The organism is Sphingobium sp. Leaf26, assembly GCF_001421665.1.
GTDB lineage: Bacteria > Pseudomonadota > Alphaproteobacteria > Sphingomonadales > Sphingomonadaceae > Sphingobium.
This window is the reverse complement of the sequence record NZ_LMKV01000029.1, coordinates 20454-42838: the sequence shown is the minus strand read 5'-3', so window position 1 is coordinate 42838 and position 22385 is coordinate 20454. Positions and strand designations below refer to the sequence as shown.

General features: G+C 65.0%; 22 protein-coding genes. 19 read left to right on the top strand and 3 right to left on the bottom strand.

Features of this window, described 5'->3' with window-relative positions; all coding sequences use genetic code 11:
• Position 1 precedes the first annotated feature (1 nt).
• Positions 2-733, top strand: coding sequence for a sigma-70 family RNA polymerase sigma factor (locus tag ASE85_RS17595; protein WP_056691486.1), 732 nt, complete (start codon positions 2-4; stop codon positions 731-733).
• A gap of 83 nt (positions 734-816) precedes the next feature.
• Here ASE85_RS17595 and mdoH read toward each other — a convergent pair whose 3' ends face one another.
• The 3 genes from mdoH to ASE85_RS17580 form a co-directional block, all read right to left on the bottom strand.
• Complete coding sequence (gene mdoH / locus ASE85_RS17590) at positions 817-2706, bottom strand: glucans biosynthesis glucosyltransferase MdoH (protein WP_056691484.1); 1890 nt, start codon at positions 2704-2706, stop codon at positions 817-819.
• A 63-nt stretch (positions 2707-2769) separates the two neighbouring features.
• A complete protein-coding gene (locus ASE85_RS17585; RefSeq protein ID WP_056692044.1) occupies positions 2770-4257 on the bottom strand; it encodes a glucan biosynthesis protein in 1488 nt (495 codons plus the stop codon).
• Positions 4258-4468: 211 nt separating this feature from the next.
• Entirely contained in the window at positions 4469-5278 is an 810-nt protein-coding gene (locus tag ASE85_RS17580) for a flagellin N-terminal helical domain-containing protein (RefSeq protein ID WP_056691481.1), read from the bottom strand.
• A gap of 356 nt (positions 5279-5634) precedes the next feature.
• On the opposite strand from ASE85_RS17580, the gene ASE85_RS17575 reads away from it, so the two are divergent.
• The 18 genes from ASE85_RS17575 to ASE85_RS17490 all read left to right on the top strand — a co-directional run bounded on the left by ASE85_RS17575 (position 5635) and on the right by ASE85_RS17490 (position 22299).
• Positions 5635-6927: a sigma-54 interaction domain-containing protein gene (locus tag ASE85_RS17575; RefSeq protein WP_056691478.1), complete on the top strand. Its 1293-nt coding sequence runs from the start codon at positions 5635-5637 to the stop codon at positions 6925-6927.
• A gap of 20 nt (positions 6928-6947) precedes the next feature.
• Positions 6948-7295, top strand: coding sequence for a flagellar hook-basal body complex protein FliE (fliE, locus tag ASE85_RS17570; RefSeq protein ID WP_056692041.1), 348 nt, complete (start codon positions 6948-6950; stop codon positions 7293-7295).
• Positions 7296-7298: 3 nt separating this feature from the next.
• Positions 7299-9053 (top strand): flagellar basal-body MS-ring/collar protein FliF, encoded by a 1755-nt coding sequence (gene fliF, locus ASE85_RS17565; RefSeq protein ID WP_056691475.1) that lies wholly within the window; start codon positions 7299-7301, stop codon positions 9051-9053.
• A complete protein-coding gene (gene fliG, locus ASE85_RS17560) occupies positions 9046-10062 on the top strand; it encodes a flagellar motor switch protein FliG (RefSeq protein WP_056691472.1) in 1017 nt (338 codons plus the stop codon). The genes fliF and fliG overlap by 8 nt, the downstream gene beginning before the upstream one ends.
• Positions 10063-10117: 55 nt before the next feature.
• Positions 10118-10747 carry a FliH/SctL family protein gene (locus ASE85_RS17555; protein ID WP_056692038.1) on the top strand — a complete coding sequence of 210 codons (630 nt, stop codon included), beginning with the start codon at positions 10118-10120 and terminating at the stop codon, positions 10745-10747.
• Positions 10744-12072, top strand: a complete 1329-nt coding sequence (locus tag ASE85_RS17550) for a FliI/YscN family ATPase (RefSeq protein WP_056691469.1) — start codon at positions 10744-10746, stop codon at positions 12070-12072. Before ASE85_RS17555 ends, ASE85_RS17550 begins: the two co-directional genes overlap by 4 nt.
• Complete coding sequence (locus tag ASE85_RS17545) at positions 12069-12494, top strand: hypothetical protein (protein ID WP_056691466.1); 426 nt, start codon at positions 12069-12071, stop codon at positions 12492-12494. The genes ASE85_RS17550 and ASE85_RS17545 overlap by 4 nt, the downstream gene beginning before the upstream one ends.
• Positions 12495-12496: 2 nt before the next feature.
• Positions 12497-15121, top strand: a complete 2625-nt coding sequence (locus tag ASE85_RS17540) for a flagellar hook-length control protein FliK (RefSeq protein ID WP_056691463.1) — start codon at positions 12497-12499, stop codon at positions 15119-15121.
• 28 nt (positions 15122-15149) lie between these two features.
• A complete protein-coding gene (locus tag ASE85_RS17535) occupies positions 15150-15824 on the top strand; it encodes a flagellar basal body-associated FliL family protein (RefSeq protein ID WP_056691460.1) in 675 nt (224 codons plus the stop codon).
• Between the two features lie 148 nt (positions 15825-15972).
• Positions 15973-16857, top strand: a complete 885-nt coding sequence (locus tag ASE85_RS17530; protein WP_056692035.1) for a flagellar motor switch protein FliM — start codon at positions 15973-15975, stop codon at positions 16855-16857.
• Positions 16854-17189 carry a flagellar motor switch protein FliN gene (fliN, locus tag ASE85_RS17525; protein WP_056691458.1) on the top strand — a complete coding sequence of 112 codons (336 nt, stop codon included), beginning with the start codon at positions 16854-16856 and terminating at the stop codon, positions 17187-17189. Before ASE85_RS17530 ends, fliN begins: the two co-directional genes overlap by 4 nt.
• Positions 17190-17290: 101 nt before the next feature.
• Complete coding sequence (locus ASE85_RS17520; protein WP_056691455.1) at positions 17291-17554, top strand: FliO/MopB family protein; 264 nt, start codon at positions 17291-17293, stop codon at positions 17552-17554.
• Between the two features lie 37 nt (positions 17555-17591).
• Complete coding sequence (fliP, locus tag ASE85_RS17515) at positions 17592-18365, top strand: flagellar type III secretion system pore protein FliP (protein ID WP_056691452.1); 774 nt, start codon at positions 17592-17594, stop codon at positions 18363-18365.
• 29 nt (positions 18366-18394) lie between these two features.
• Positions 18395-18667 carry a flagellar biosynthesis protein FliQ gene (fliQ, locus tag ASE85_RS17510; RefSeq protein WP_056691450.1) on the top strand — a complete coding sequence of 91 codons (273 nt, stop codon included), beginning with the start codon at positions 18395-18397 and terminating at the stop codon, positions 18665-18667.
• Between the two features lie 28 nt (positions 18668-18695).
• A complete protein-coding gene (gene fliR / locus ASE85_RS17505; protein WP_056691447.1) occupies positions 18696-19478 on the top strand; it encodes a flagellar biosynthetic protein FliR in 783 nt (260 codons plus the stop codon).
• Positions 19479-19482: 4 nt separating this feature from the next.
• Positions 19483-20619 carry a flagellar type III secretion system protein FlhB gene (gene flhB, locus ASE85_RS17500; protein WP_056691441.1) on the top strand — a complete coding sequence of 379 codons (1137 nt, stop codon included), beginning with the start codon at positions 19483-19485 and terminating at the stop codon, positions 20617-20619.
• 5 nt (positions 20620-20624) lie between these two features.
• A complete protein-coding gene (locus ASE85_RS17495; RefSeq protein ID WP_056691438.1) occupies positions 20625-21797 on the top strand; it encodes a glycosyltransferase family 87 protein in 1173 nt (390 codons plus the stop codon).
• A gap of 34 nt (positions 21798-21831) precedes the next feature.
• The gene (locus tag ASE85_RS17490) at positions 21832-22299 is read left to right on the top strand and encodes a hypothetical protein (RefSeq protein WP_056691435.1); all 468 of its coding nucleotides are present in this window, start codon (positions 21832-21834) and stop codon (positions 22297-22299) included.
• The last annotated feature ends 86 nt before the right edge of the window (positions 22300-22385 follow it).

Sequence of the window (22385 nt, the reverse complement as noted above, 5' to 3'; positions counted from 1 at the left end):
CATGTATATGAACAAGATTTCGGCTGGCGCTCACACCTACGCCAAGCCGGGTGAAAACAGCCCGGAACGGCTGGCGCGCCAATATATGCCGCTGGTGCGCAAGATCGCCTGGCACGTCCATGGCCGCATGTCGACCGCGATCGAGGTGGAGGATCTGCTCCAGATCGGCATGGTCGCGCTGGTCGAGGCCGCCAACAGTTTCGAGGATCGCGGCCTTGGCTTTGCCGCCTATGCGCAATTGCGCGTGCGCGGCGCGATGATCGACCATCTGCGGCGGCAGGCAACAATTTGCCGGTCGGCAATGGCCAAGCGGAAAGAACTTGCCAAGGTGCGCAACCGGCTGGAGCAAAAGCTCGGCCGCCTGCCGACCGAAGCGGAAATGTCCGATGACATGGGTCTGGAGCCGGCCGCCTATCGCGAAGTCGCCGACAGCGTGGAGATGGTCCAGCATACCAGCATGGACGAAGTCTATTCCGACCAGTCCATGTGGTTCGCCGACGTGGAGGATCGCGCCGACGACATCATGGAACGGGAATCGCTGAAGAAGGCGCTGGCCGGCTGCATCGGCGAACTGCCCCAGCGTGAGGCGCTGGTGCTGCAACTCTATTTCGTCGAGGAAATGAACCTGGAGGAAATCGGCCAGACGCTGGATATCGGCGCGGCGCGCGTCTGCCAGATCAAGAAGGCCGCGCTCGACAAGCTGCGCGAGAAACTGCGCGACTGGGACGACTGAGGTCAAACCTTGTCGTTCCCCGGCGAAGGCCGGGGTCCAGTCCGGCCCTATCGACTGAACCGGCCTTCGCCGGGGAACTCATCCTATTCGTCGTTCGCCGCGAGCGGTCCCACATCCTTCTTGTCGCTGGTCGGCCAGCGGAAGCGCAGCGGCCGATAGCTTTGCGTCCGCCACCATGGATCGGCGACCTGAAACAGGCCGCTTTCCTCGGCCCGGCGGCCCAGATCCTTGCGCGCCGTCACCGCCGCCAGTATCGGCGCGGCGAACAGGCCAGCCAGCACCGGCGACATCCAGGCGACGCTGCCGGCCTTCACCGCCATCGCGGTCAGCACCACGCCCAGCAGCAAATGCCATTTGAACAGCCACATCGCACTGGTGATGGCCATGCCGTCGCGGTCGCGGGTCTGCCCGTTCCAGCTCGCCTTCTTGCCCATCAGGATACCGAACAGGTTGATCGTCTGGGTCAGCATCGCCACCGGCGCCATCAGGATCGACAATAATATGTCGGCGACCACGCCGCGCGTCATGCGCGCCGCCCCGCCAAAACCGATGCGCCGGGCCGGGTCGGCCATCGCCCACAAAATCGCCAATATCTTGGGGCCAAACAGCAGCACCACGGTCAGCGCCAGCAGTTCGCCTGACGGCAGCACCGCCGTAGGCGGCCACAATCCGCCGATCGCGCCGCCCAGCACGACGAGCATCAGCAACAGCCATAGCGGCGACGTGCAATAGGCGGAAGCGCCGACCAGCAACTGGAACCGGCTGACCGGATGCAGGCCCTTGATCTTCGCCAGCAGCGGCACATGCTGGATATTGCCCTGACACCATCGACGGTCGCGGGTGAACAGGTCCGGCATGGAGGGCGGAAATTCCTCGAAACTGTCGTCGGCCGTGACCATATGGACGTCCCAGCCGCGTCGGCGCAGCAGGGCGGCCTCCAGCATGTCGTGGCTCAATATATGCCCGCCGAACGGCGCACGGCCGGGCAGTTCGGGCAGGCCACAGCTCTGCGCAAAGGCGCTGACCCGCACGATCGCATTATGGCCCCAGAACATGCCTTCCGATCCCGCCCACCAGATCATGCCGGCGGCGGAGGTCGGGCCGAACAGGCGGCTGGCAAATTGCTGCCAGCGGGCGAACAGCGTCGCAGCGCCCATCACCGTGGGCACGGTCTGGATCAGGCCGACATGCGGGTGCCGCTCCATGTCGGCGGCCAGGCGCGCCATGGTCTGGCCGCTGACCACGCTGTCCGCGTCCAGAACGACCATATAGTCGTAGCCACCGCCAAAGCGTTGCACCCACTCGGCGATGTTGCCGGGCTTCCGCCCGATATTGAGCGCCCGGCGGCGATAATGGACGGGCCGCGAGAAGGAATCGCGCATTTCCTGATAGGCGCGCCGCTCCGTCTCGCCGCTTTCGACGTTGGAATCGGACAGGATGAAGAATTCGAACCGCTCGCCGCCCATTACCTGCGCCAGCGACCGCTCCATGATCGACAGCCGGCCCAGCACGCCCAGAAAATCCTCGTTGCACACCGGCAGCAGGATCGCGGTCTTGCCCTTGAGCGGGGTCGCGGCATTGAGCGGGCGCGGGGTCACGCTGCGACCCTTGCCCACCGTCAGCAGCAGGAAACCGATCATCGCGGTGGCAAAGCCGAAGGCGATCCAGGCGAACAGGGGGATGAACAGGGCCAGATAGATGCCCTCCACCAGGTCGATGCCATCCAGTCCGATCGACTGGCGCATCTCATGCCCGGCCATAGCGGCGGGCAGCAGGGCCAGCAGCACGACCAGCAGGCGCCGCGCCCAGATGTCGATGTTGAGCGGGCGAACCACGGTCGGCGCCGGTTTCGTGCCGAAATCCTGTTCCGGCATCGCCAGCGGAGTTTCCGCCGGTACATGTTCAAAGGCGTGCGCCAATAACTTGCCCTCCGCATCGCCATGCGGCGCTTGCACGCCCCCGTTCCCCGTCATCTGCAAGCCCCATCGCGATTGACCCAAGTTAAGGGGAACCGCTCAATAGGCCGACGGTTCCCTTCAAGCCCCTAGCGGATAATGGACATATTCGCTGATGGCACGATCACCCGACCGCAATTGCAGCCGGATATCCGCTGCTTTACCCTGTGGACGCACGACATCAAGCACCGTGCGGAACAGCCGGTCCTGCCCCAGCACCGGATAGCCCGCCTGCTTGGCGATCGTGCCGCCGCTCACATCGACCCATATGTCGGGCTTGGGATCGGCCGCCACGCCGGCAAAGTCGATCACAAGCTTTTCCGCGCCCTTCTGCTCGCTATGGCCGCGCCAGACATTCTGTACGATGGCGAGGCCCGCCGATGCCGGCGCGCGGGCGGCCGACCAGTCGAGATGATAGCTGGCGTCGATCCGCGTTCCGGGCCGCGCGGCGCCGTCCGGCGTCCAGTAGGCGCAGACATTGTCGGTATATTCACTGTCGGTGGGAAAGGCGTAGAGCCGGACCTGCCCCTTGCCCCAGGGCGTGTTGGGCGTGGCCCAGAGCGAAGGGCGACGATCATAGAAGACGCCGTCATCCTGATAATGGCTGAAGTCGCGATCGCGCTGCAACAGGCCGAACCCCTTGGGGCTGACCTCGGTAAAGGCGCTGAAATGCGGCGCGGAGGGGTTCACGATCGGGCGGACATGGGCGGTCCCGTCGGCATCGGCTATCGACAGCATGTCATTGTCATGCACGGCCGGGCGCCAGTCGGTGCCCTGCGTCCGGTTCGCCTGATTATACCAGAACATGCTCGTCATCGGCATCAGGCCGAGTTCCTGGATCGGCCGGCGGGGGAAGAGCGCTGCGGTCACGTCCTGCTTGACGCCCTCCGGCCCCAGGCTGCTGACGAAGCGATAGGCGCCGGTGATCGACGCACCGTCCAGCAACGCATAGATGGTGACGCTGCTGTTGCCGGTCCGCTCCAGCCAGAAATGGGTGAAGGCGGGAAATTCCTCCTTGCCCGGCAGGCTGGTATTGATCGCGATGCCGCGCGCGGACATGCCGAACTGCTTCTGCGGGCTGGGCGCGCGAAAATAGCTGGCGCCCAGAAAGGACAGCCAGTCGCCATCGCGCTTGGCATTCATGATGCGGAAACCGGCAAAGCCCGCATCCGGACCCAGCTTCGCCACCGCATTGTCGGCCGGCATGTCGAAAACCGTCGGGTCATAGCGCAGCGGCGTGGCGCGCCCCTTCTCGACGGTGGCGATCTGGACGGGCTGGGTCGAATATTGCGACAGCGGGAAGAAGCGGATGCCGGTATCGCCGGGCAGGTCGTTCCACAGCGTACGCTCGTCGCGGAACCGCGCTTCATGCTGGGCGATATAGTCGACCTTCGCCGCGCCGGGATGGCGGGGCACTTCCTTATAGGGGGTGCGCGACAGGCGCTGCGCTGATGCGATCAGCTTTTCCCAGGAAAAGGCGGCGCCCTTCGTCTGCGCCAACAGCATGTCGGGGAGCAGCAGGGCAGCGGCGGAGGCGGCGATCATCGCGCGCCGGTCTATCTGTGTCATGGCGTTCATCATGGACGGCGAAAACGACCGAGCCAAGACTTGTATCCATGTCGTAATGAAGAAGCCTCCGCCCGGGGGGACGGAGACTTCTAAATGCTGACCGTTCGATCGAAGGTGCGCCCCCGGCACGGTGGGGACTGTTGATGTGCCGGGGGCACCATGGTCGGCTGGCGGTGGTCAATACCTCAGCCGACCAATCTGGTGTCGGCTATCAGCCGATCAGCTTCAGCACGCCCTGCTGGCTCTGGTTGGCCTGGGCCAGCATCGCGGTCGAAGCCTGGCTCAGGATCTGCTGCTTGGCGAGAGCGGTCGTTTCGGCCGAGAAGTCGGCGTCTTCGATGCGGCTGCGGGCGTCCGTCAGGTTGGTGACGTTGTTGGTCAGGTTGCTGACCGTCGATTCGAGGCGGTTCTGCACCGCACCGAGGTTGGCGCGGGTCGTCGCGACCGAAGCCAGCGCGGTGTCGAACGTGTCGAGGTCGGCCGTGGTGGTGGTGGTGGCATCGACGGCCAGGGCGCCAGCCATCGCGGTCGTCACATTGTCCAGCGTGATGGCGACGGTGTCCGAAGCGTTGGCGCCGGCCTGGATCGTCACGCTGGCGGTGGAACCGTCGAACAGCTTGGTGCCGTTGAATTCGGTATTGGCCAGCGTGTCGGTGATCTGGGTCTGCAACTGGGCGACTTCCGCCTGGATGTTCGCCTTGGCGTCGGTGTCGTTGGTGCCGTTCAGCGACTGGACGGTCAGTTCACGCATACGCTGCAACATGTTGCTGACTTCGTTCAGCGCGCCTTCCGCCGTCTGCGCCAGGCTGATGCCGTCATTGGCGTTGCGGACGCCCTGGGTCATGCCGCGGATCTGGGCGGTCATGCTCGAAGCGATGGCGAGGCCGGCGGCGTCGTCCTTCGCGCTGTTGATGCGCTTGCCGGTCGACAGGCGCTCCATGGCGGTGCCCAGTGCCTTGCTGGCAGCCGAAGAAGCGTTGGCCGAGCGCAGAGCAGCGGTGTTGGTTGCGATAACAGTCATGGTGTTCCCTTTCCATTCATCAATCAGGTCGCTGCCATCAGTCAGAGCGCTTGCGGCCTCGAAAGGGGATAACGGCGAGGTGCGGGAAGCTTTTAGCGCCGATGTCGATTTTTTTCCGAAACAGTGCGAATCGGGTGGCCCGGAAACGCCCTTACGCGGGCGTCACGTGCGCGCGACGGGCGCGGATTAGACTTAGGTCGCAAAGATTGCCGCTTTTGCCGGAAAAAACCTGCCGGTCTGCGGCAAGCTGCCGTGTCACGTTAACTATCTGATAACCACAGAACGGGTATTTGTTAACCATCGAAGGGGGCTGGGGCGTGCGGGGGCACAAACCACCCAAAATATGGGATCTGTTCATGTCCATGCTTGACGTGAGCCGTGGGGTTTGCGCGCTTCTTCCGGGGCTGCAACACTGGCTTGAGAATGCCTATTACACCGTCCGCATCGTCGATGCCGCCAGCCCCCGTGAACGGGCCAATAGCCGTGAACAAGAGGGGCGGCGGATATTGCTGGCGACCGAAATCGGTCATGCCACGCATCGCGATATCCTGATCAACGTGCATGACGGCGCGCCGTCGCTGGTTGCCGCCGCCAACGGCCTTCCATCCCGCGTGGCGTTCGGTATCGGCGACATGGGCTTTGCCTTTGCCCTGATCGCCGAACTCGTTCGCCCGGCATCGGTTCCCGCGGTCGGCGACAGCGGCAGCGCCCGCCTGATGACGCTGGCAGGACGTGTCGCCCGCAGCGACGCGACCGTCCTCATCCAGGGCGACACCGGCACCGGCAAGGAAGGCATGGCGCGTTTCCTGCACGCCCAGTCCGGCCGCACCGGCCATGACTTCATCGCCGTCAACTGCGCCGCGCTCCCTGAAACCATGATGGAAGCGATGCTGTTCGGCCATAAGAAGGGCAGCTTCACCGGCGCGTCCAACGCTTCGGAGGGTCTGTTCCTGGCCGCTGACGGCGGCACGCTGTTCCTCGACGAAATCGCCGAACTGCCGCTCTCGCTCCAGTCCAAGCTGCTGCGCGCCTTGCAGGAAGGCGAAGTGCTGCCGGTCGGCGCCACCCATCCGGTGCCGGTCAATGTCCGCATCATCGCGGCCTGCAACCGTAATCTGGTCGATGAAGTGGCTGCCGGTCGCTTCCGCGAAGACCTCTACTGGCGCCTCAATGTCATGCCGCTGGAACTGCGCCCGCTGGCCGAGCGTCCCGGCGATGTCGCCGCGATCGCGGCCGCCATGCTCCTGCGCCAGCAGGACATGGGCAAGACCGGCTTCGTCTGGCCGACTGCCGACGCCATGGACAAGCTGGGCGCCCATAACTGGCGCGGCAATGCCCGCGAACTGGGCAACGTGCTCCAGCGCGCGCTGGTCCTGCGCGATGGCGCGATGATCGAGGCGGACGACCTGCACCTGGCCGGTGCGCCGCAGCCGCTGCGTGTCGTTTCGCCGGCCGCCGCCACGCCGGTCCTCACCACGGCCGAACCGATCCGCCTGCGCGATGTCGCGCATCACAGCAAGCTGGAGGCCATCCGCATCGCCCTGCGCGAAACCGATGGTCACCGCGCCGCCGCCGCCCGCAAGCTGGGCATTTCCGAACGCACGCTTCGCTATCGGCTCGCCGAAATGCGTGAGCTGGCAGCGGCTTGAAGGAGGGCTGAACCATGGCGATCAACGGCGTTTCCCCGACGGACAGTGTGATGGCGATCCGCAATGCCATCCTGCAAAAGAACGCTGCCCTGCGCGACGTCGCCTCCACCGGCGCGCCCGGCGTCGGCGGTACCCAGGGCACGGCGCCCGGCGGCTTTACCGAAGCGCTCAACAGCGCGCTGCAACAGGTCAACGGCCTGCAAAATCAGGCGGGTGAGGCGGCTGCCTCGTTCGAGCGTGGCGAAACCACCGATATCGCCGCCGTCATGCTGGCCAAGCAGCAGGCGTCGGTCAGCTTCGAAGCGACCCTTCAGGTCCGCAACAAACTCCTGTCCGCCTATAAGGACATTATGAGCATGCCGGTCTAACCCATGGAAAACGCACTCAGCACCAATGTCGGCGCATCGGCGCCCGCTCTCCCCGCCAGCACCGCCTTTGGTGGCGGCAACGCCAAGGGCATGGACGCGCTCAAGGCGCGCTTCACCGGCTTCATCAAACAGCCCGCCGTGGCCAAGAGCCTGCCGCTGCTCGGCCTGCTCGGCACGGTAGCGGTGGCAGGGGCCGCCTGGCTCGCGCTGCGCGAACCGCCCCAGCGCGACCTGTTCCGCGCCCTGCCCGATACGGACAAGTCCGCCGTCGCGCAGGTGCTGGACCAGAATGGCATCAAGTACGACTTCGACAATAGCGGCGGCATGACCGTGGGCGAAGGCGATTATTTCAAGGCGAAGATGATGCTCGCCGCCCAGGGCCTGCCCAAGAGCGCGCCGGACGGCAACAGCATGATCGACAGCCTGCCGATGGGCGCCAGCCGCGCCGTCGAAGGCGAAAAGCTGCGCTCCGCCCGCGAAATGGATCTGGCCCGCACGATCGAGGCGATCGACAGCGTCGAAACCGCCAAGGTGCATCTCGCCGTCGAACCGCCCAGCGTGTTCCTGCGCGAACGGTCGAAGCCCTCCGCCTCGGTCATGCTGCGTCTGGCCAATGGCCGCACGCTCACCGACCAGCAGGTCAGCGCCATCGTCCATCTCGTCGCCTCGTCCATCCCTGAACTCAATCCCGGCGATATCTCGCTGGTCGACCAGAATGGCCGGCTGCTGAGCGACAATGACAGCAATGCCGGCGACGATCGCCAGCTCGCCGTGCAGGGCAAGATCGAGGATCGCTATCGCCAGTCGGTGATCGCGCTGCTCACTCCGATCCTGGGACAGGGCAATTTCTCGACCGAAGTCCATGCCGAACTGAACTTCGCCGAGCGTCAGGCCACCCGCGAAACCTATCCGCAGGATGAAGCGCGCCTGCGCACCGAAAACGGCACCTGGGCCTCCGACCCGCGCGGTCAGGGCACCGGCGAAGCGTCCGGCATCCCCGGCGCGCTCAGCAATCAGGCGCCGGTCAACCCGACCGTCACCCAGACCAATCCCAATGGTCAGGCCGTGGCGCAGGGCCAGACGGCGCAGGGCGCGCAAGCAACCCCCGGCACGCCGCCCAACCCGCTGATGAAGACGGAGGAGACCTTCAACCGCAGCTTCGAGCTGGGCCGTGAAGTGTCCGTCACCCGCGACGCCATCGGCACCGTCAAGCGCCTGTCGGTCGCCGTCGCGCTCGACACTGCGCCGGATGGCAAAGCCCGCACGCCGCAGGAAATCGCCGCACTCGAAGCACTGGTGAAGGGCGCGGTCGGCTTCGACCAGGCGCGCGGCGACGTGGTGGCCCTGTCCTCGCGCAGCTTCCTCAAGACGGCGGAGGTGACGCCGCCCTGGTATGAAGCCGACTGGGTGTCGCCGCTGGTGCGCAACGTGTCGGCCCTGCTGGTCGCCTTGCTCGTCATCTTCGGCATCGGCCGCCCGCTGCTCAAGCGCCGCGCCGCGCCGCAGGAGGCGCTGGCGGCTGCGAAGCCCGAAGAGGGTCAGCGCATCGGCCGCGAGATTTCGACCGAGATCACCAAGCAGGCCGCCGTGCTCACGACCGAAAACGGTGAACCGAAGGTCACGCTCGACATGATCTCTTCCACCTACGACTATGCCCAGCGTGCTGACCTGATCCGCAACTTCGTGAAGCAGGATCCCGATCGTGCCGCCCTGGTCGTTCGCGACCTGCTGAAGGAGGCTAAGAAGGAAAATGCCTGAGATCGTCCCCGGTCGCCCCGAAGCGCTCAAAGGCAGCGCCGCCGCCGCCGTCCTCCTGATGCTGTTCGATGAGGATGAAGCCGCCCAGATACTGTCTCGCCTGGAACCCGAAGAAGTCCGTCAACTCGGCTATGCCATGTACGACGTGCAGGATGTCGATCCTGAGGAAGTGAACGAAGCGCTCGACCATTTCGTCACCAAGGCCAAGAAGCGCACCACCATCGGCTATGGCGCCACCCGCCATATCCGGGGCGCGATGACCAAGGCTCTGGGCGAGGAGCGCGCGGAAACCATCCTGGCCCGCATCACCCCGCCGACCCGCTCCACCCAGCTCGAAATGCTCAAGTGGATGGACGCCAAGGAGATCGGCACCCTGATCGAGGCGGAGCATCCGCAGATCATGGCGATCGTGCTCGCCCATCTGGAGGCGCCCGTCGCCGCCGACGTGCTGCAATTGCTGCCGGTCGAATATCAGGAAGAGATCGTATATCGCATCGCCACGCTCGGCCCGGTGTCGAACGAGGCGCTGGAGGATCTGGAGCAGTTGTTGCTGCGCGGCCCGGTGAACAAGCAGGGCGCGGCGTCGCAGCGCGGTGGCACGGTCGAAGCGGCCGCAATGATGAACAATGTCCGCAAGGACAATGAACAGCGGATCATGAAGGCGCTGTCCAAGCGCGACAAGATGATCGCCCAGACGATCGAGGAGGAGATGTTCGTCTTCGACAATCTCATCGACATGGACGACAAGAATCTGGGCACGCTGATGCGTACCGTCGACAGCGCCGTGCTGGTGGTGGCGCTCAAGGGCGTCAACGACCTGCTCAAGGCCAAGATCTTCAGTTGCATGTCTGCCCGTGCGGCGCAGGCGATCGCCGACGAGATCGAGGAACGCGGCCCGATCCGCCTGGCCGAGGTCATGGACTCGCAAAAGCTGATCATCGCCACCGCGCGCCGCATGGCCGACGCCGGCACCATCATGCTGGGTGGCAAGGGGAACGACTTTGTCTGAAGCATTTTCAGGCCGGCTTTTTGCCGACGACGCGGGAAATGCGCCCACCGGAAGGATTTGGGGTGCGCAGGCGACTCAGGACGCCGCGCCGGTCGCGGTCGCGGGCTTCCGCCCCGCAAATGGCGGCTTCCGCACGCTGTATGCCTCGCCCGAAGCCCCGATCGCGGCGACGATGCGCAATGGCGTGATCGAACCCGAACCGGAAATCGACCTGCTGGAAGAAGCCCGCATGGAGGCCTTCACCCAGGGCTTCGATGAAGGCTGCCGCGTCACTGCGGAGGCCCATGGCGAGGAAGCCGACGCCCGCACGCGCCTGACCGAAGCGCTGGAGATGCTTGCGCCCGCGCCCAGCGGCATGCTCTCGACCATGCTCTCCGCCACGGTCGTCCGTCTGGTCGAACAGATTGTGGGAGAGGTGGAGATCGACATCGAACGCCTCGTCCAGCGCTGCGACACCGTGGCCGCCTTCATCGAAAATGAAGAGGGCAAGAACGCGCTGCACCTCCACCCCGAAGACATCACGCTGCTGGAAGGGGAGGCGATCGGCGTCAAGCTGGTGGCCGACAAGAGCATGCACCGGGGTTGCGTGCGCCTCGAAACCAGCGAAGGCTGGGTCGAGGATGGCCCGGACATTCGCCTGTCTCGCCTGCGCGCGCTGATGGACGATATGGAGGGCAAGGCGTGATCCGTGCCCAGATCGCCCAGGCCGAAACCCTGTTCGACCATTTGCAGGTCCAGAACCGCGCACCCCGCCATGTCGGCCGTTTGGTCAGCCATGATGCGGGCATGCTGGAAGTCACCGGCTTCCGTCGTCCGATCGGATCGGGCGCGCGCGTATTGGCCAGCGACGGTTCTGTCTGTCGCGCCGAAGTCGTCGGCTTTCGCGGTGACCGCGCGCTTCTCGTCCCATTGGATGCCGACGCGCCGCTGGAAAACGGCATCCGCGTCGAACCGGACAGCCAGGCGAACATGGTGCAGGTGGGCGATGGCCTGATCGGTCGCGTCATCGACGCCATGGGTCAGCCGCTCGACCGCAAGGGACCGATCATCGCCGGGGCCGTCTGGCCATTGAATGGCGTGAAGGGCAATGTGCTGGATCGCGGCCGCGTGACCGAAGCCTTCGACCTGGGTGTCCGCGCCGTCAACGCGCTGCTCACCGCCGGACGCGGCCAGCGCATCGCCATCATCGCCGGATCGGGCGTGGGCAAATCCGTCCTCATGGGCCAGATGATCGCCGGCGCCGAAGCCGATGTCGTCGTCGTCGGCCTGATCGGCGAACGTGGCCGCGAAGTCAGCGACTTCCTCGAAACCAAGCTCAAGCACACGATGGGCAAGAGCGTCGTCGTCGCCGTGCCCGCAGACCATCCGCCGGTGCTGCGCCTGCGCGCCGCCGCGCGCGCCACCGCCATCGCCGAATATTTCCGCGCCCGTGGCAAGAAGGTGCTGCTGCTGATCGACAGCCTCACGCGCTGCGCCCATGCCCAGCGTGAAATCGGTCTGGCGCTGGGTGAGCCGCCCGCGATGAAGGGCTATCCGCCCTCGGCGCTGGCGCTCATTCCGCGTCTGGTCGAACGCGCCGGCGTCGATGCCCGCACCGGCGGCTCGATCACCGCGCTTTATACCGTGCTGGCCGATGGCGACGATACCGACGATCCTATCGTGGACGCGGCCCGCGCCATCGTGGACGGCCACTTCGTTTTGTCGCGTCAGTTGTCCGAACAGGCGATCTTCCCCGCCATCGATATCGGCAAGTCGCTCTCGCGCGTCATGGCCGACGTGGTGCCGGACGAGCATCGCATGGCCGCCGCTGCCTACCGTCGCCTCTGGGCGGCTTATGAGGAAAATCGCGACCTCATCCTGATGGGCGCCTATCGCCCCGGCAACGACCCGGCCATCGACGAAGCGGTCCGCCGCCGTCAGGAAATCCTCGACTTCATCCGTCAGGATCAGAAGAGCCGCATCGACCTCGACACCAGCGCCAACGCCCTCATCGCCGGTTTCGGCGCATGAAGGGGCTGGTCGGCCGCCGCCAGCGTGTGCTGCGCGTCCGCCATGTCCAGCATGCGATGGCCGTGGCCGAAACCGCGCGCGCGCGCGACGAAGCCAATGCGCTCTCTCATAATATCGATCGCCTGAACAAGGTGCGCAGCGAATTGTTCGAAACGGAAGGGATGGCCAGCGGCGCCTCCTTCGCGGCGATGCAGGAACTGGCGACACGCCTCGAACAGGCCGGCCGCCAGCTTGACGGCGCCCTTTATGACGCAAAGCGCAATGTCGAGACGAAAGAAGGCATGACTCTTGCAGCGAACCGCGAGAAGGAAATCGCCACCCGCCTCAAGGACCGCGCCCGCGCGAACCTGGAGGAGTGGCGCGAGAACAAGCTCGCGGCCTTGCCGCGCTATCGCCGCATGCAGCGGACCGGGGACGTTTGACGATGATGATGCTGACCAGCCTCAAGGCGCTGTTGTTCCCGACCTCCGCCAAACAGGGCGTGAAGGGGGATGCTGCGCCGACGGAAGGCAGCGGCGGCTTCGCGCAATTGTTGAACAGCGTTGGCATCGCTCCGACCGCAGACGCGCAGCCGGTTGCGCTTACGTCGGTTGCCGCAGATGGCACTGGAGTTGATAATAATAGTTTTGAATATCAACAGGTTGATGTTAATTCATGGCATCCGGCGCTCGCCAGTGCGACGCCTTCGGCTGCCCTCGTGACGCCTTTGCCGGATACCGGAAAACCGCAATTACCTGTCCAACTCGCTGTCGCACTTCCAACGACTGACGAGGCCGCCGCCGCGCCCGTCCCGCCGCCCACGATAAGGATCGCACCATCCGCCGATCCCGTCCCCGCGAAGGATGATGAGGCACGGACCCATTCTGTCCTGCAAAACGAGGCCGAGGCTCTGACCGACCTCGTCCCGGTCAGGACGGCACAAGCGCCGATCGACCCCATTCCGGTAGCGGGCGACGAGGCTGCGAAGGATGTCCCGGCGATGGCCGATGCCGCGCCATCGACCGCAACGGCTTCACCGGAACAGGCGGAAGATACAGCAGCCACCCATACGCCGATCATGCCCATGGCCGTTACCCCCGCACCGATTGCGCCAGCGGCTGTCGAAGAGGCATCCGCGCCTGCGCCGGTCAAATTGCCTCCTGCCCACCTGCACCACGCGGCACCGGTCGAAACAATCATGCCTTCACTGCCAGCCACGATGTCCGATGTGCCGGAAACGGATGCAGCGTCCGATGAAGACGCCGCCCCCGCCACTCAGGACGACAGCAAGCCCGTGGCCGATCCGACCTTGGCAGTCGTAGCATCGCCGGTACCCGTAGTCGGACCCATCGTGGCGCAGATCGAACCGGTGCCGGCAGAAACCATGCCGGTCGCCGCCTCAGGCCCATCCCTCGCATCGCCCGCAGCTGCTGCCCCGTCCATCGGGAAGCCGTCCACCGGGAAGCCGTCCGGTTGGGACGCCCCGGTCGACCGCGCCAGCAGGATCGTCACTGAAGCGGACAAATCGCCGCGCCCCATTGCGGCCATGCCCCCTGCTGCCACACCGCCGCTTGCCGGGCCTGCACCCACGCCGCCTTCCCCCGTCGCGATCGCGCCGGCGGTGAGCGCCGCACCCGCCTCGCCGGCCAAAACCGTAATCGCTCCCGTCGATGATCTGGCTGTCGATGAGCCAGCCATCGGCCAGCCCGCATCCACCCCGGCTCCGGCTCCTGCCGCCAGGACGCCGTCCGCCTCGGACGTCCCGATCGACAGCGTCAGCATGATCGCGACCGAAGCGGATATATCGCCAAGCCCCATCGCGGCCGTTCCCCTTGCCGCCACACCGTCGCTTGCCGGGCTTGCACCACCGCCAGCATCCTCCGTCGCGACAGCGCCGGCGGTGAGCGCCGCACCCGCCTTGCCGGACGAAGTCGCGATCGCCCAGGCCGATCTGCCTGTGGATGCGCCGGCTATCGGCCAGCCCGCAGCCGCCCCTGCTTCGTCCTCCGCACCAACGTCAGCCGCTCCACCGGCTCCCACCGCCATACCGCCTGCCGGCCAGCACATTTCGGCGACCCCCGCCCAAGCTGCCAGGCCCTCATCCGAGATGCTGCCGGTTTCGGAGTCGGTAGTCCCGATCGCTGAAGTCGGAACGGTCGCTGCACCAACCGAGCCGGAACCGGCGACAGCAGCGATCCCCGAATTGGCCCCGGACCTGGCCGAAATCGCGGACCAGGCCCCCGATCTGGCTCAGGTTGCCACCCCCACCGCACCGGTGAAGCCGCGCGCGGAAGCCGTTTCGCTGCTCCAGCTCGTCCGTGACCATATGAGCCTGCGCGCGCCGCGCCGGACCGAAACTGCGGTGCCCGTCGGCGATACCTCAGCTGATACCGCGTCGGTAATCCTGACCACGGCCGTGAACGACAGCACGCCGCCGCTGGCACCGCTGGTCCAGCCGGCCGCGCCGCCGCTTGCGACCGCTGCACCCGCCATCCCAACGGTCGACCTGTCCGCCAGCCTTGGCGCGCAGGTGGTCGACATGGGCGTGTCGGGCCAGTGGATCGACGGGCTGGCGCGCGACATTGCCGGCCTTTCGGCCAATGGTGCGCAGGGCCGGTTCCAGATCAATGCGACGGAGCTTGGCCCCATTCAGGTCGATATCCGTCAGGGCGACGATGGCGCCGCCATCAGCCTGACCGTCGCGACCGAAGCGGCCGAACAGGCATTGCGGCAGGACAGCGACCGGCTGAAACTGGACGCCAGCCTGTCCGCCGTACGGATCAGCGAGGTGAAGATCGAGCGGGCGCCGCACGCTGCCGATGTCGCACGTACCGACAGCGCGACCAGCCAGAGCACAACGCAGCAACAGTCCGGTAGCAGCAGCCAGAATCCGGGTCAGGCAGCCGGTCAGAATATGGGCCAGTCCTCGGCTCAGTCGAACATGCAGGGCCGTGGCCAGCAACGTGAAAATATCGCTTTCGGGCATAAAGCGGGGAATGACGGCGCCGTTCTTAACCATATGGACGCCGGTGACACCGCAGGCGGAGCCGCGCGCGCGCGCTATGCGTGATCCGCTTTAATCCCAGGGGACAAGACAGATGAGCGACGAGCCAAAGGCCAAGAAGAAAAAAGGCGGGGGCATGAAGATGATCCTGCTGCTGGTCGTGGGTGTCGTCGTGGGTGGCGCCGGCGCGGCAGGCGGCCTGTATGCCGCAGGCTTCTTCAGTCCGAAGGCCGAAGGGCCGAAGGAAGATCCCAACAAGCCTGTGCTGGTGCTGGCCGGTGAAGATGCGCAGGCCGTCGCGACTGCCCATGGCTGGGCCGGCGAGGGTGGCGGCGGTGGCGGTGAAGGTGGCGGCCATGAGGGCGGCGGTGGTGGTGAAAGCCATGCCGTCTCGGCCGGTCACGCGCCGGGCAAGGGCATAGACCTGCCGTCGCCTGCCAATTCGGCTGCCTATCAGGCAACATATTTCCAGCTTCAGGCACCCTTCACGTCCAACATGTCGGATACGGATGCCTTCGCTCAGATCTCCATCGCGGTATCGACCTATTATGACTATCGCGTCATTGCCGCGATCAAGCAGCATGAAATGCCGATCCGCAGCCAGGTGTTGATGATGCTGGCCGAACAGCCTCAGGAACTGCTCGATACGCCCAAGGGCAAGCAGATGCTTCAAGGCAAGATCAAGGGCGTTATCAACGATATATTGAAGCAGAAGACCGGCTATGGTGGGGTCGACAACGTCTATTTCACCAACTTCGTGATCCAGTGAAGATAGCCGTGGAAACGCCCTGCGTTCGCGATCGACGCAGGGGCACGGCACGGTCCTGTTAACTCCAATTTTACCATTTTCGTTATTAATGGGCCTCGCACCAAAGGATCGGGATGGCCCCTGATCCGCTATGGGGCAGGGGACCAAGATGGACGACGTACAAACCTACGCCTTCGGGCGCGGGGATTCTCAGGCGCCGATCATGCTGTCGGGGCTGGACCGGCTGAGCGAGAAGCTCGGCCGGCGCATGCGCGCCCTGATCGAGCCGATCGCCGGCGTGCGCCCGATGGTCGAGGCGCAGGATACGCGCGTACTCGACTTCGGTGCCTGGTCGGCTGAAATTCCGGCCTTTTGCAGCCTGTCCATCTATCGCCTGCTGCCTTTGAAGGGGCAAATGCTGCTGCGCATGGACGCGGCGATGATCTCCACCATGGTGGATTGCTTCTATGGCGGCATCGGCAATCGCCCGCTGCCCGCGCGCGGTGAGTTCACCCCGACCGAAGACCGGCTGATCGCCCGCCTATCCGACGCGATCGTCACGCGCCTGGTCGAAACCTGGGCCGACATCCTGCCGCTGGAACAGGGGCTGATCCTGCGTGAAAGCGCGGTCGGCTATGCCGCCGCTGCGCAGCCCGGCGACCAGATGGTGCTGCAACGCTTCTTGATCTCCATCACCCGCGAGCAGGAATGGCCGATCGACCTTCTCTTCCCGCTGTCCGCCCTGCGCGGCGTCGAGGCGTTGATGGGCAGCAACCTGCCCGCTGACGAGGAGCATCGCGATCCCGTCTGGCAGACGCGGATCGCCCGGCGGATGCGCGACATCCGCTTGCCCGCCCGCACCGTGCTGGCGCGCCCCAATCTCTCGCTGGCCGAGCTGATGCAGCTCAAGGTTGGCGACGTCATCCCCGTGACCATCGGCCGATCGCTGCCGCTGATCGTCGGAAACCGCATCGTCGCGCATGGCACGATCGGCGAACAGGAAGGCCGCGCCGCCTTCCAGATTGAAAAGCTTGCACAGGAACCCGATCAATGAGCGACATGAGCGAAGCCCCCCGCATGGAGCGTGGCGAAGATCCGCTGAGCCGCATGACCAATAATCGCCAGTTCAAGCTGCTGGCCGACATCCCGGTCCGCATGTCGGTAGAGGTCGGTTCGACCTCGCTGCGCCTGGCCGAGGTCATGGATCTGGCGGAGGGCAGCATCGTCGAACTGGACCGCCAGGCCGATGATCTGCTCGACATCATGGTCAATGGTGCATTGATCGCGAAGGGCGAAGTCGTGACGGTCAACGGCCGCTATGGCATCCGTATCGTGGATATCGCCGCGACCGAAAATCGTCTTGCCGGCATCGAACGGCGCGGTTGACGGCGATCGACTGATTGTACGCCGTTGAATTTAAGCTTGCCTTCCGCCGCGAAACTGCGGATCGCAGGCGTGGTTAACCATGACTGCGGGCAGGCCATTTCATGTTCTGGTATTTCGTCAAACTGCTGATCCTGCTGCCGCTCGTGGGCGGCATGGCCTTTGGCGCGCTGTGGCTGTGGCGCAAATATCAGCCGGGCATGATCGCGGGGCAGGGCGACCGCTCGCTCAAGTTGCTCGAAGCGCTGCCGATGGGCGCCTTCGGCAAGCTCGCGGTGGTCGAGTTCGAGGGCAAGAAAATCCTGCTGTCCGTCACCCGCAGCCGGATCGAGAAGATCGCGGAAGGCGATCATGTCCGCCTGCGCTGATCCGGTCATTCCTGCGAAGGCGGGAAGTCATTTCCCCATGTTCGCGGCCGTCGCGATTGTGCTTTTGGCCGCGCTGTTCTTCGCCGCACCCGCCTTAGCGCAAGTCGCTCCCGCCGCCCCGCCGGCAGACAATGGCGGCGCGCTGAGCCGCGCCATGGGCCAGATTTCCGGCGACGGCCGCTCGCTCTCGCTCAGTCTCCAGATCCTGGTCCTGATGAGCCTGCTGACGGTCTTGCCGTCGCTCGTGCTCATGATGACCAGCTTCACCCGCATCATCATCGTCCTGTCGCTGCTCCGTCAGGCGCTGGGCCTGCAACAGACGCCGCCCAATCAGGTGCTGGTGGGGCTGACCCTGTTCCTGTCGCTGTTCGTGATGCGCCCGGCGATCGACGCGATCAACGCGCAGGCGTTCGACCCTTATGGCAAGGGGCAGATCAGCATTGAGGAGGCTGTCGGCCGGTCGGGCAAGGTGCTGCACGGCTTCATGGCCAAGCAGACCCGTGAAAGCGACCTCAAGCTGTTCCAGAATCTCGCCAAGGCCCCGGCCTTCAACACGCCCGACGACATCCCGTTCACGATTCTGTTGCCCGCCTTCGTCACCAGCGAGTTGAAGACCGCGTTCCAGATCGGCTTCATGATCTTCCTGCCCTTCCTCATCATCGACCTTGTCGTCGCGTCCACGCTGATGGCGCTCGGCATGATGATGCTTTCGCCGACCATCATCTCCATGCCGTTCAAGCTGCTGCTGTTCGTGCTTGTCGATGGCTGGGCGCTGACCATGGGGTCTCTTGCAGCGTCGTTCGCGACATGACCTGTCTCCTGCGATCGAGCATCTAGGACATGGAAAACGCCGATTTCTTCATGGGATTGGCCCAGCAGGCGCTGTGGATCACAGCGCTTGCCGCCGCGCCCGTGCTGATCCCGGCGCTGATTGCCGGCGTCATCATCGGCATGGTTCAGGCCGCGACGTCGATCAACGAGCAGACGTTGAGTTTCATTCCCAAGATCATCGTCGTGGGCGGCATGCTGGCGCTGTTCGGCGGGTCGATCATGGTGCTGATCGCCGACTTCACCCGCGAAATCTTCGAGCGTATCCCGGACCTGCTGCAATGACGGGGCCGTTCGCCAAGGCGACCGCGCGATGATCGCGCCGGGCTTCACCGGCGTCGAAACGCAGTTGTGGATCTGGCTGATCGCCATGATCCGGCCGGGTGCCGCCTTCATCGCCGCGCCGGTCTTCGGCGCACCGGCCGTGCCGCTGCAACTGCGCCTGATCCTCAGCCTGGCGCTGGGCCTCGCCGCGCTCAACAGTGTCACCATCACCCTGCCGCACGATGGCGTCGCCAGTTTCGAAGGGGTGATGATGGTCGCGGGCGAAGTGTTGGCTGGCCTCGCCCTCGGTTTCGCGGTCCAGATCGGCTATGCCGCCGCCTTCGTCGCGGGGGAAACGATCGGCAACGCGATGGGCCTCAACTTCGCGGCGATGATCGATCCGTCGTCGGGCCAGTCGACTCAGGTGCTCGGCACCTTCCTGTCGGTCCTTGCCACCTTCCTGCTGCTCGGCATGGACGGCCATCTGCTGCTCGCCAGCTTCGTCGTCCAAAGCTATCAGGCGATCCCGCCGGGCGGTGCGTTTCTGCCCAATGACACGGTCTGGCGGTTGATCACTTTTGGCGGATCGCTGCTCGGTGCGGGCGTGACCGTGGCGCTGCCGGTCGGCTTTGCGCTGGTGCTGGTGCAGATCATCATGGGCATGCTGGCGCGGGCCGCACCTTCGCTCAACCTGTTCGCGGTCGGCATGCCGGTGGCGATGATGGCGGGCATCGTCCTGCTGGCCATCGCCGCGCCGATCATGGCGGAAGGCATCACCGCTTCGCTCAAGGCTGGTCTGGAACAGGCCCAGTCGATCGCGGAAGGACGGTAGGCCCATGGCAGACAGTCCGGGTGGCGGTGAAAAGACCGAGAAACCAACCCCGAAAAAACTGAGCGACGCCGCCAAGAAGGGCGACATCCTCCAGTCGCGCGAACTGGGCACGGCGCTGGTGGTCATGGCCGGCATCGCCTGGCTGGCGATCACTGGTCCATCGCTGATTGACGCATTGTCGGACATGCTGGCCGACGCGCTGCGTTTCCGGCGCGAGGATATCGTCGATTTCTCTCCTGCCGCGCGGGGTGCAGCCTTGCTCGGTGCGATCGCCCTGCCGGCTGCGGGCGTGATGCTCGCTACCTTCATCGCCGCGATCGCCGCGCCGGCCCTGCTTGGATCGCTCGGCTTTCGGCCCGGCGCCTTCGCGCCCAAGGCGTCGAAGATGAATCCCGCCGCCGGGATCAAGAAGATTTTCGGTACGCAGGGCCTGATCGAACTGGTCAAGTCGATCGCCAAGGTCGGCTTGCTTGGCAGCATCGGCGTCTGGCTGATCTGGGATCGGCTGACGGAGATCACCGCGCTCGGCAAGATGGGTGTGGCGCCGGCCATGGCCGACCTCGGCAATATCTTCATCCTCACCTGTCTCGTCATGGCGGGCGGCCTGTTCCTGATCGCGGGCATCGACGTGCCGGCGCAGATCATGCAGCGGGCCAAGCGGCTGGGCATGAGCAAGCAGGAAGTGAAGGACGAACATAAGGAAAGCGAAGGCTCGCCGGAGCTGAAGGGGCAGATCCGTCGCCGCCAGTTCGAGGTGCTGAATGGCTCCACCCGACAGGCCGTGGCCGAAGCCAGCGTCATCATCACCAACCCGACCCACTTTGCCGTCGCCCTGCGCTACAAGCCTGGCGTGGATGCCGCCCCGGTCGTGGTCGCCCGCGGCTGCGACGCGATCGCGGCTTCGATCCGCGAATTGGCGGATCAGAATGGCGTTGCCGTTCTTCAATATCCCGACCTCGCCCGCGCCATCTACTTCACGTCGCGCGCCGGGCAGATCGTCAATGAGGGACTTTTCATGGCGGTCGCGACCGTGCTGGCTTTCGTTTTCCGGGTCGAAAACAAGATGGCGACGGAAATGGACCGTCCCTTCATCACCGTCCCGGAAGATATGCGCTTCGACACGAACGGGCAGAAGCAATAGCGGGGATGGCCGATCGGTTGCGCATATTGTGGGTCGGTGCGGGCCTGCTGCTGCTGGTCTTCGTACCCGCCTATCTGTTCACCCTGACGCCCGGCCGGGGCATACCGCGCGACGGCACGTCGCTGGCGGTGGGGCGCGACTTTCTGAATATCTGGATGTATGGCCGTGCGGCGTGGGAAGCCGGTCCCGAACGCTATTATGACATGGCGACCTATCTCGCCGCGTTGGGACCGATCGTGGGGGAGGGCTATCCGGGCCAGCTCTGGTCCTATCCGCCGGTCGCACTGCTGGTTGCTGCGCCCTTTGGTCTGCTGCCCTATCTGCCGGCGCTGGCGCTCTGGACCCTGATCGGCGCTGCCTGCTTCGCTGCATCGCTCCGGCTATGGATGCGCGATTATCGGCCGCTTGCCCTTTTGCTGGCCTCGCCCGCCGCGCTGCTCGGCATCATGTCCGGCCAGTTCGCGCTGTTCGCCGCTGCGATCATTCTGGCGGTCCTGCGCTGGCGTGAGGAGCGGCCCTGGCTGGCCGGCGCGTTGGTCGGCCTTTTGCTGGTCAAGCCGCAACTGGCTTTGCTGCTGCCGGTTCTGTTCATCGCAACCCGCAACTGGCGTGCTTTCGTCGCCGCTGCCCTGTCCAGCCTGACATTGGTTGCGCTCGTCGCCCTGCTCTGGGGCGGCGATATCTGGCGCATCTACATTCAGACCGGCATCGCCAACCAGTCGCTGGTGCTCAGCGATCCGGATCATCTCGCCGGCCCGTTCATGGCGACCTTGTTCATGAACCTGCGCGTCGTTGGCGTTCCCGTGGCGTTGGCGAGCGGGCTACAGATGATGCTCGCCCTCATTGCTGCCACGCTCGTCTGGCTGCATTTCCGCCACCGTCCGCTCGCAACCGACCTGCCGGCGAATCTGCTTTTCCTGGCCTGCGCCATGTCGGCCACACCCTATATGCTGTCCTACGACACCCTGTCCTTCGCGGCGATGGCAGTGCTTTTCCTGGCAGTCGGACAGGGGTGTGTGATGCCCGTTCTGGTCTATTTTTTGCCGCTGTTCCAGTTGGTTGCCGGCATGATTGGGTTGCCCGGACCGGGCCTCGTCCCGATCACCATCGCCCTCCATTTAATCTTGTCAGGAAAGAATTTCGTTTTTCCATTAAAGTTTAACCGCAGCCGGTCGTAATGGCTCTTGTGGGGATGCATTCAGGTGGTGCGTCATGAACGACTATGTATCTAGGAGCGAGCTGCCGCCGGTGGACCGGGTGGTGTCGCGTGCGCCGTCTCCCGTCCAGGCCATGCAGTCTGGGGCGGCCAGTCGTTCTGCCCAGGCACCGGTGCGGGAGCGCGCGAGTGCGCAGCAGTCCAGCGCGCCGCAGGTCGACACCGTCGTGGTCGATGACGATCTGGCCAGTGTCGCCGAATATGTCGAGGTTCATGCCCGCGTTGCTGACATACTGGCCGATCTCCAGTCCGGCGTCGGCAGCGTTGACGATGCCGCCGGTGCGATCCAGGCGATGATCCCGCGCCCGATGGTGCTGGTCCCGTTGCCGCCCGCCAGCAAGGAGGCGGTCGAACATGCCGCAGTGCTGGCCAAGCGCATTGTCGAACGGGCGTCTTATTCCCATGCGGCGCATGCCCAGATTTCACGCGGCACCGTCGAACAGGTGGCGATCTCCACCAACTGACATTTGCCCCCGCTACTGGCTTGAAAGGCATGATCCGTTCCGTGCGGCTCATGCCTTTTCCTGTCTCGTAGTCGATGACTGCGGCT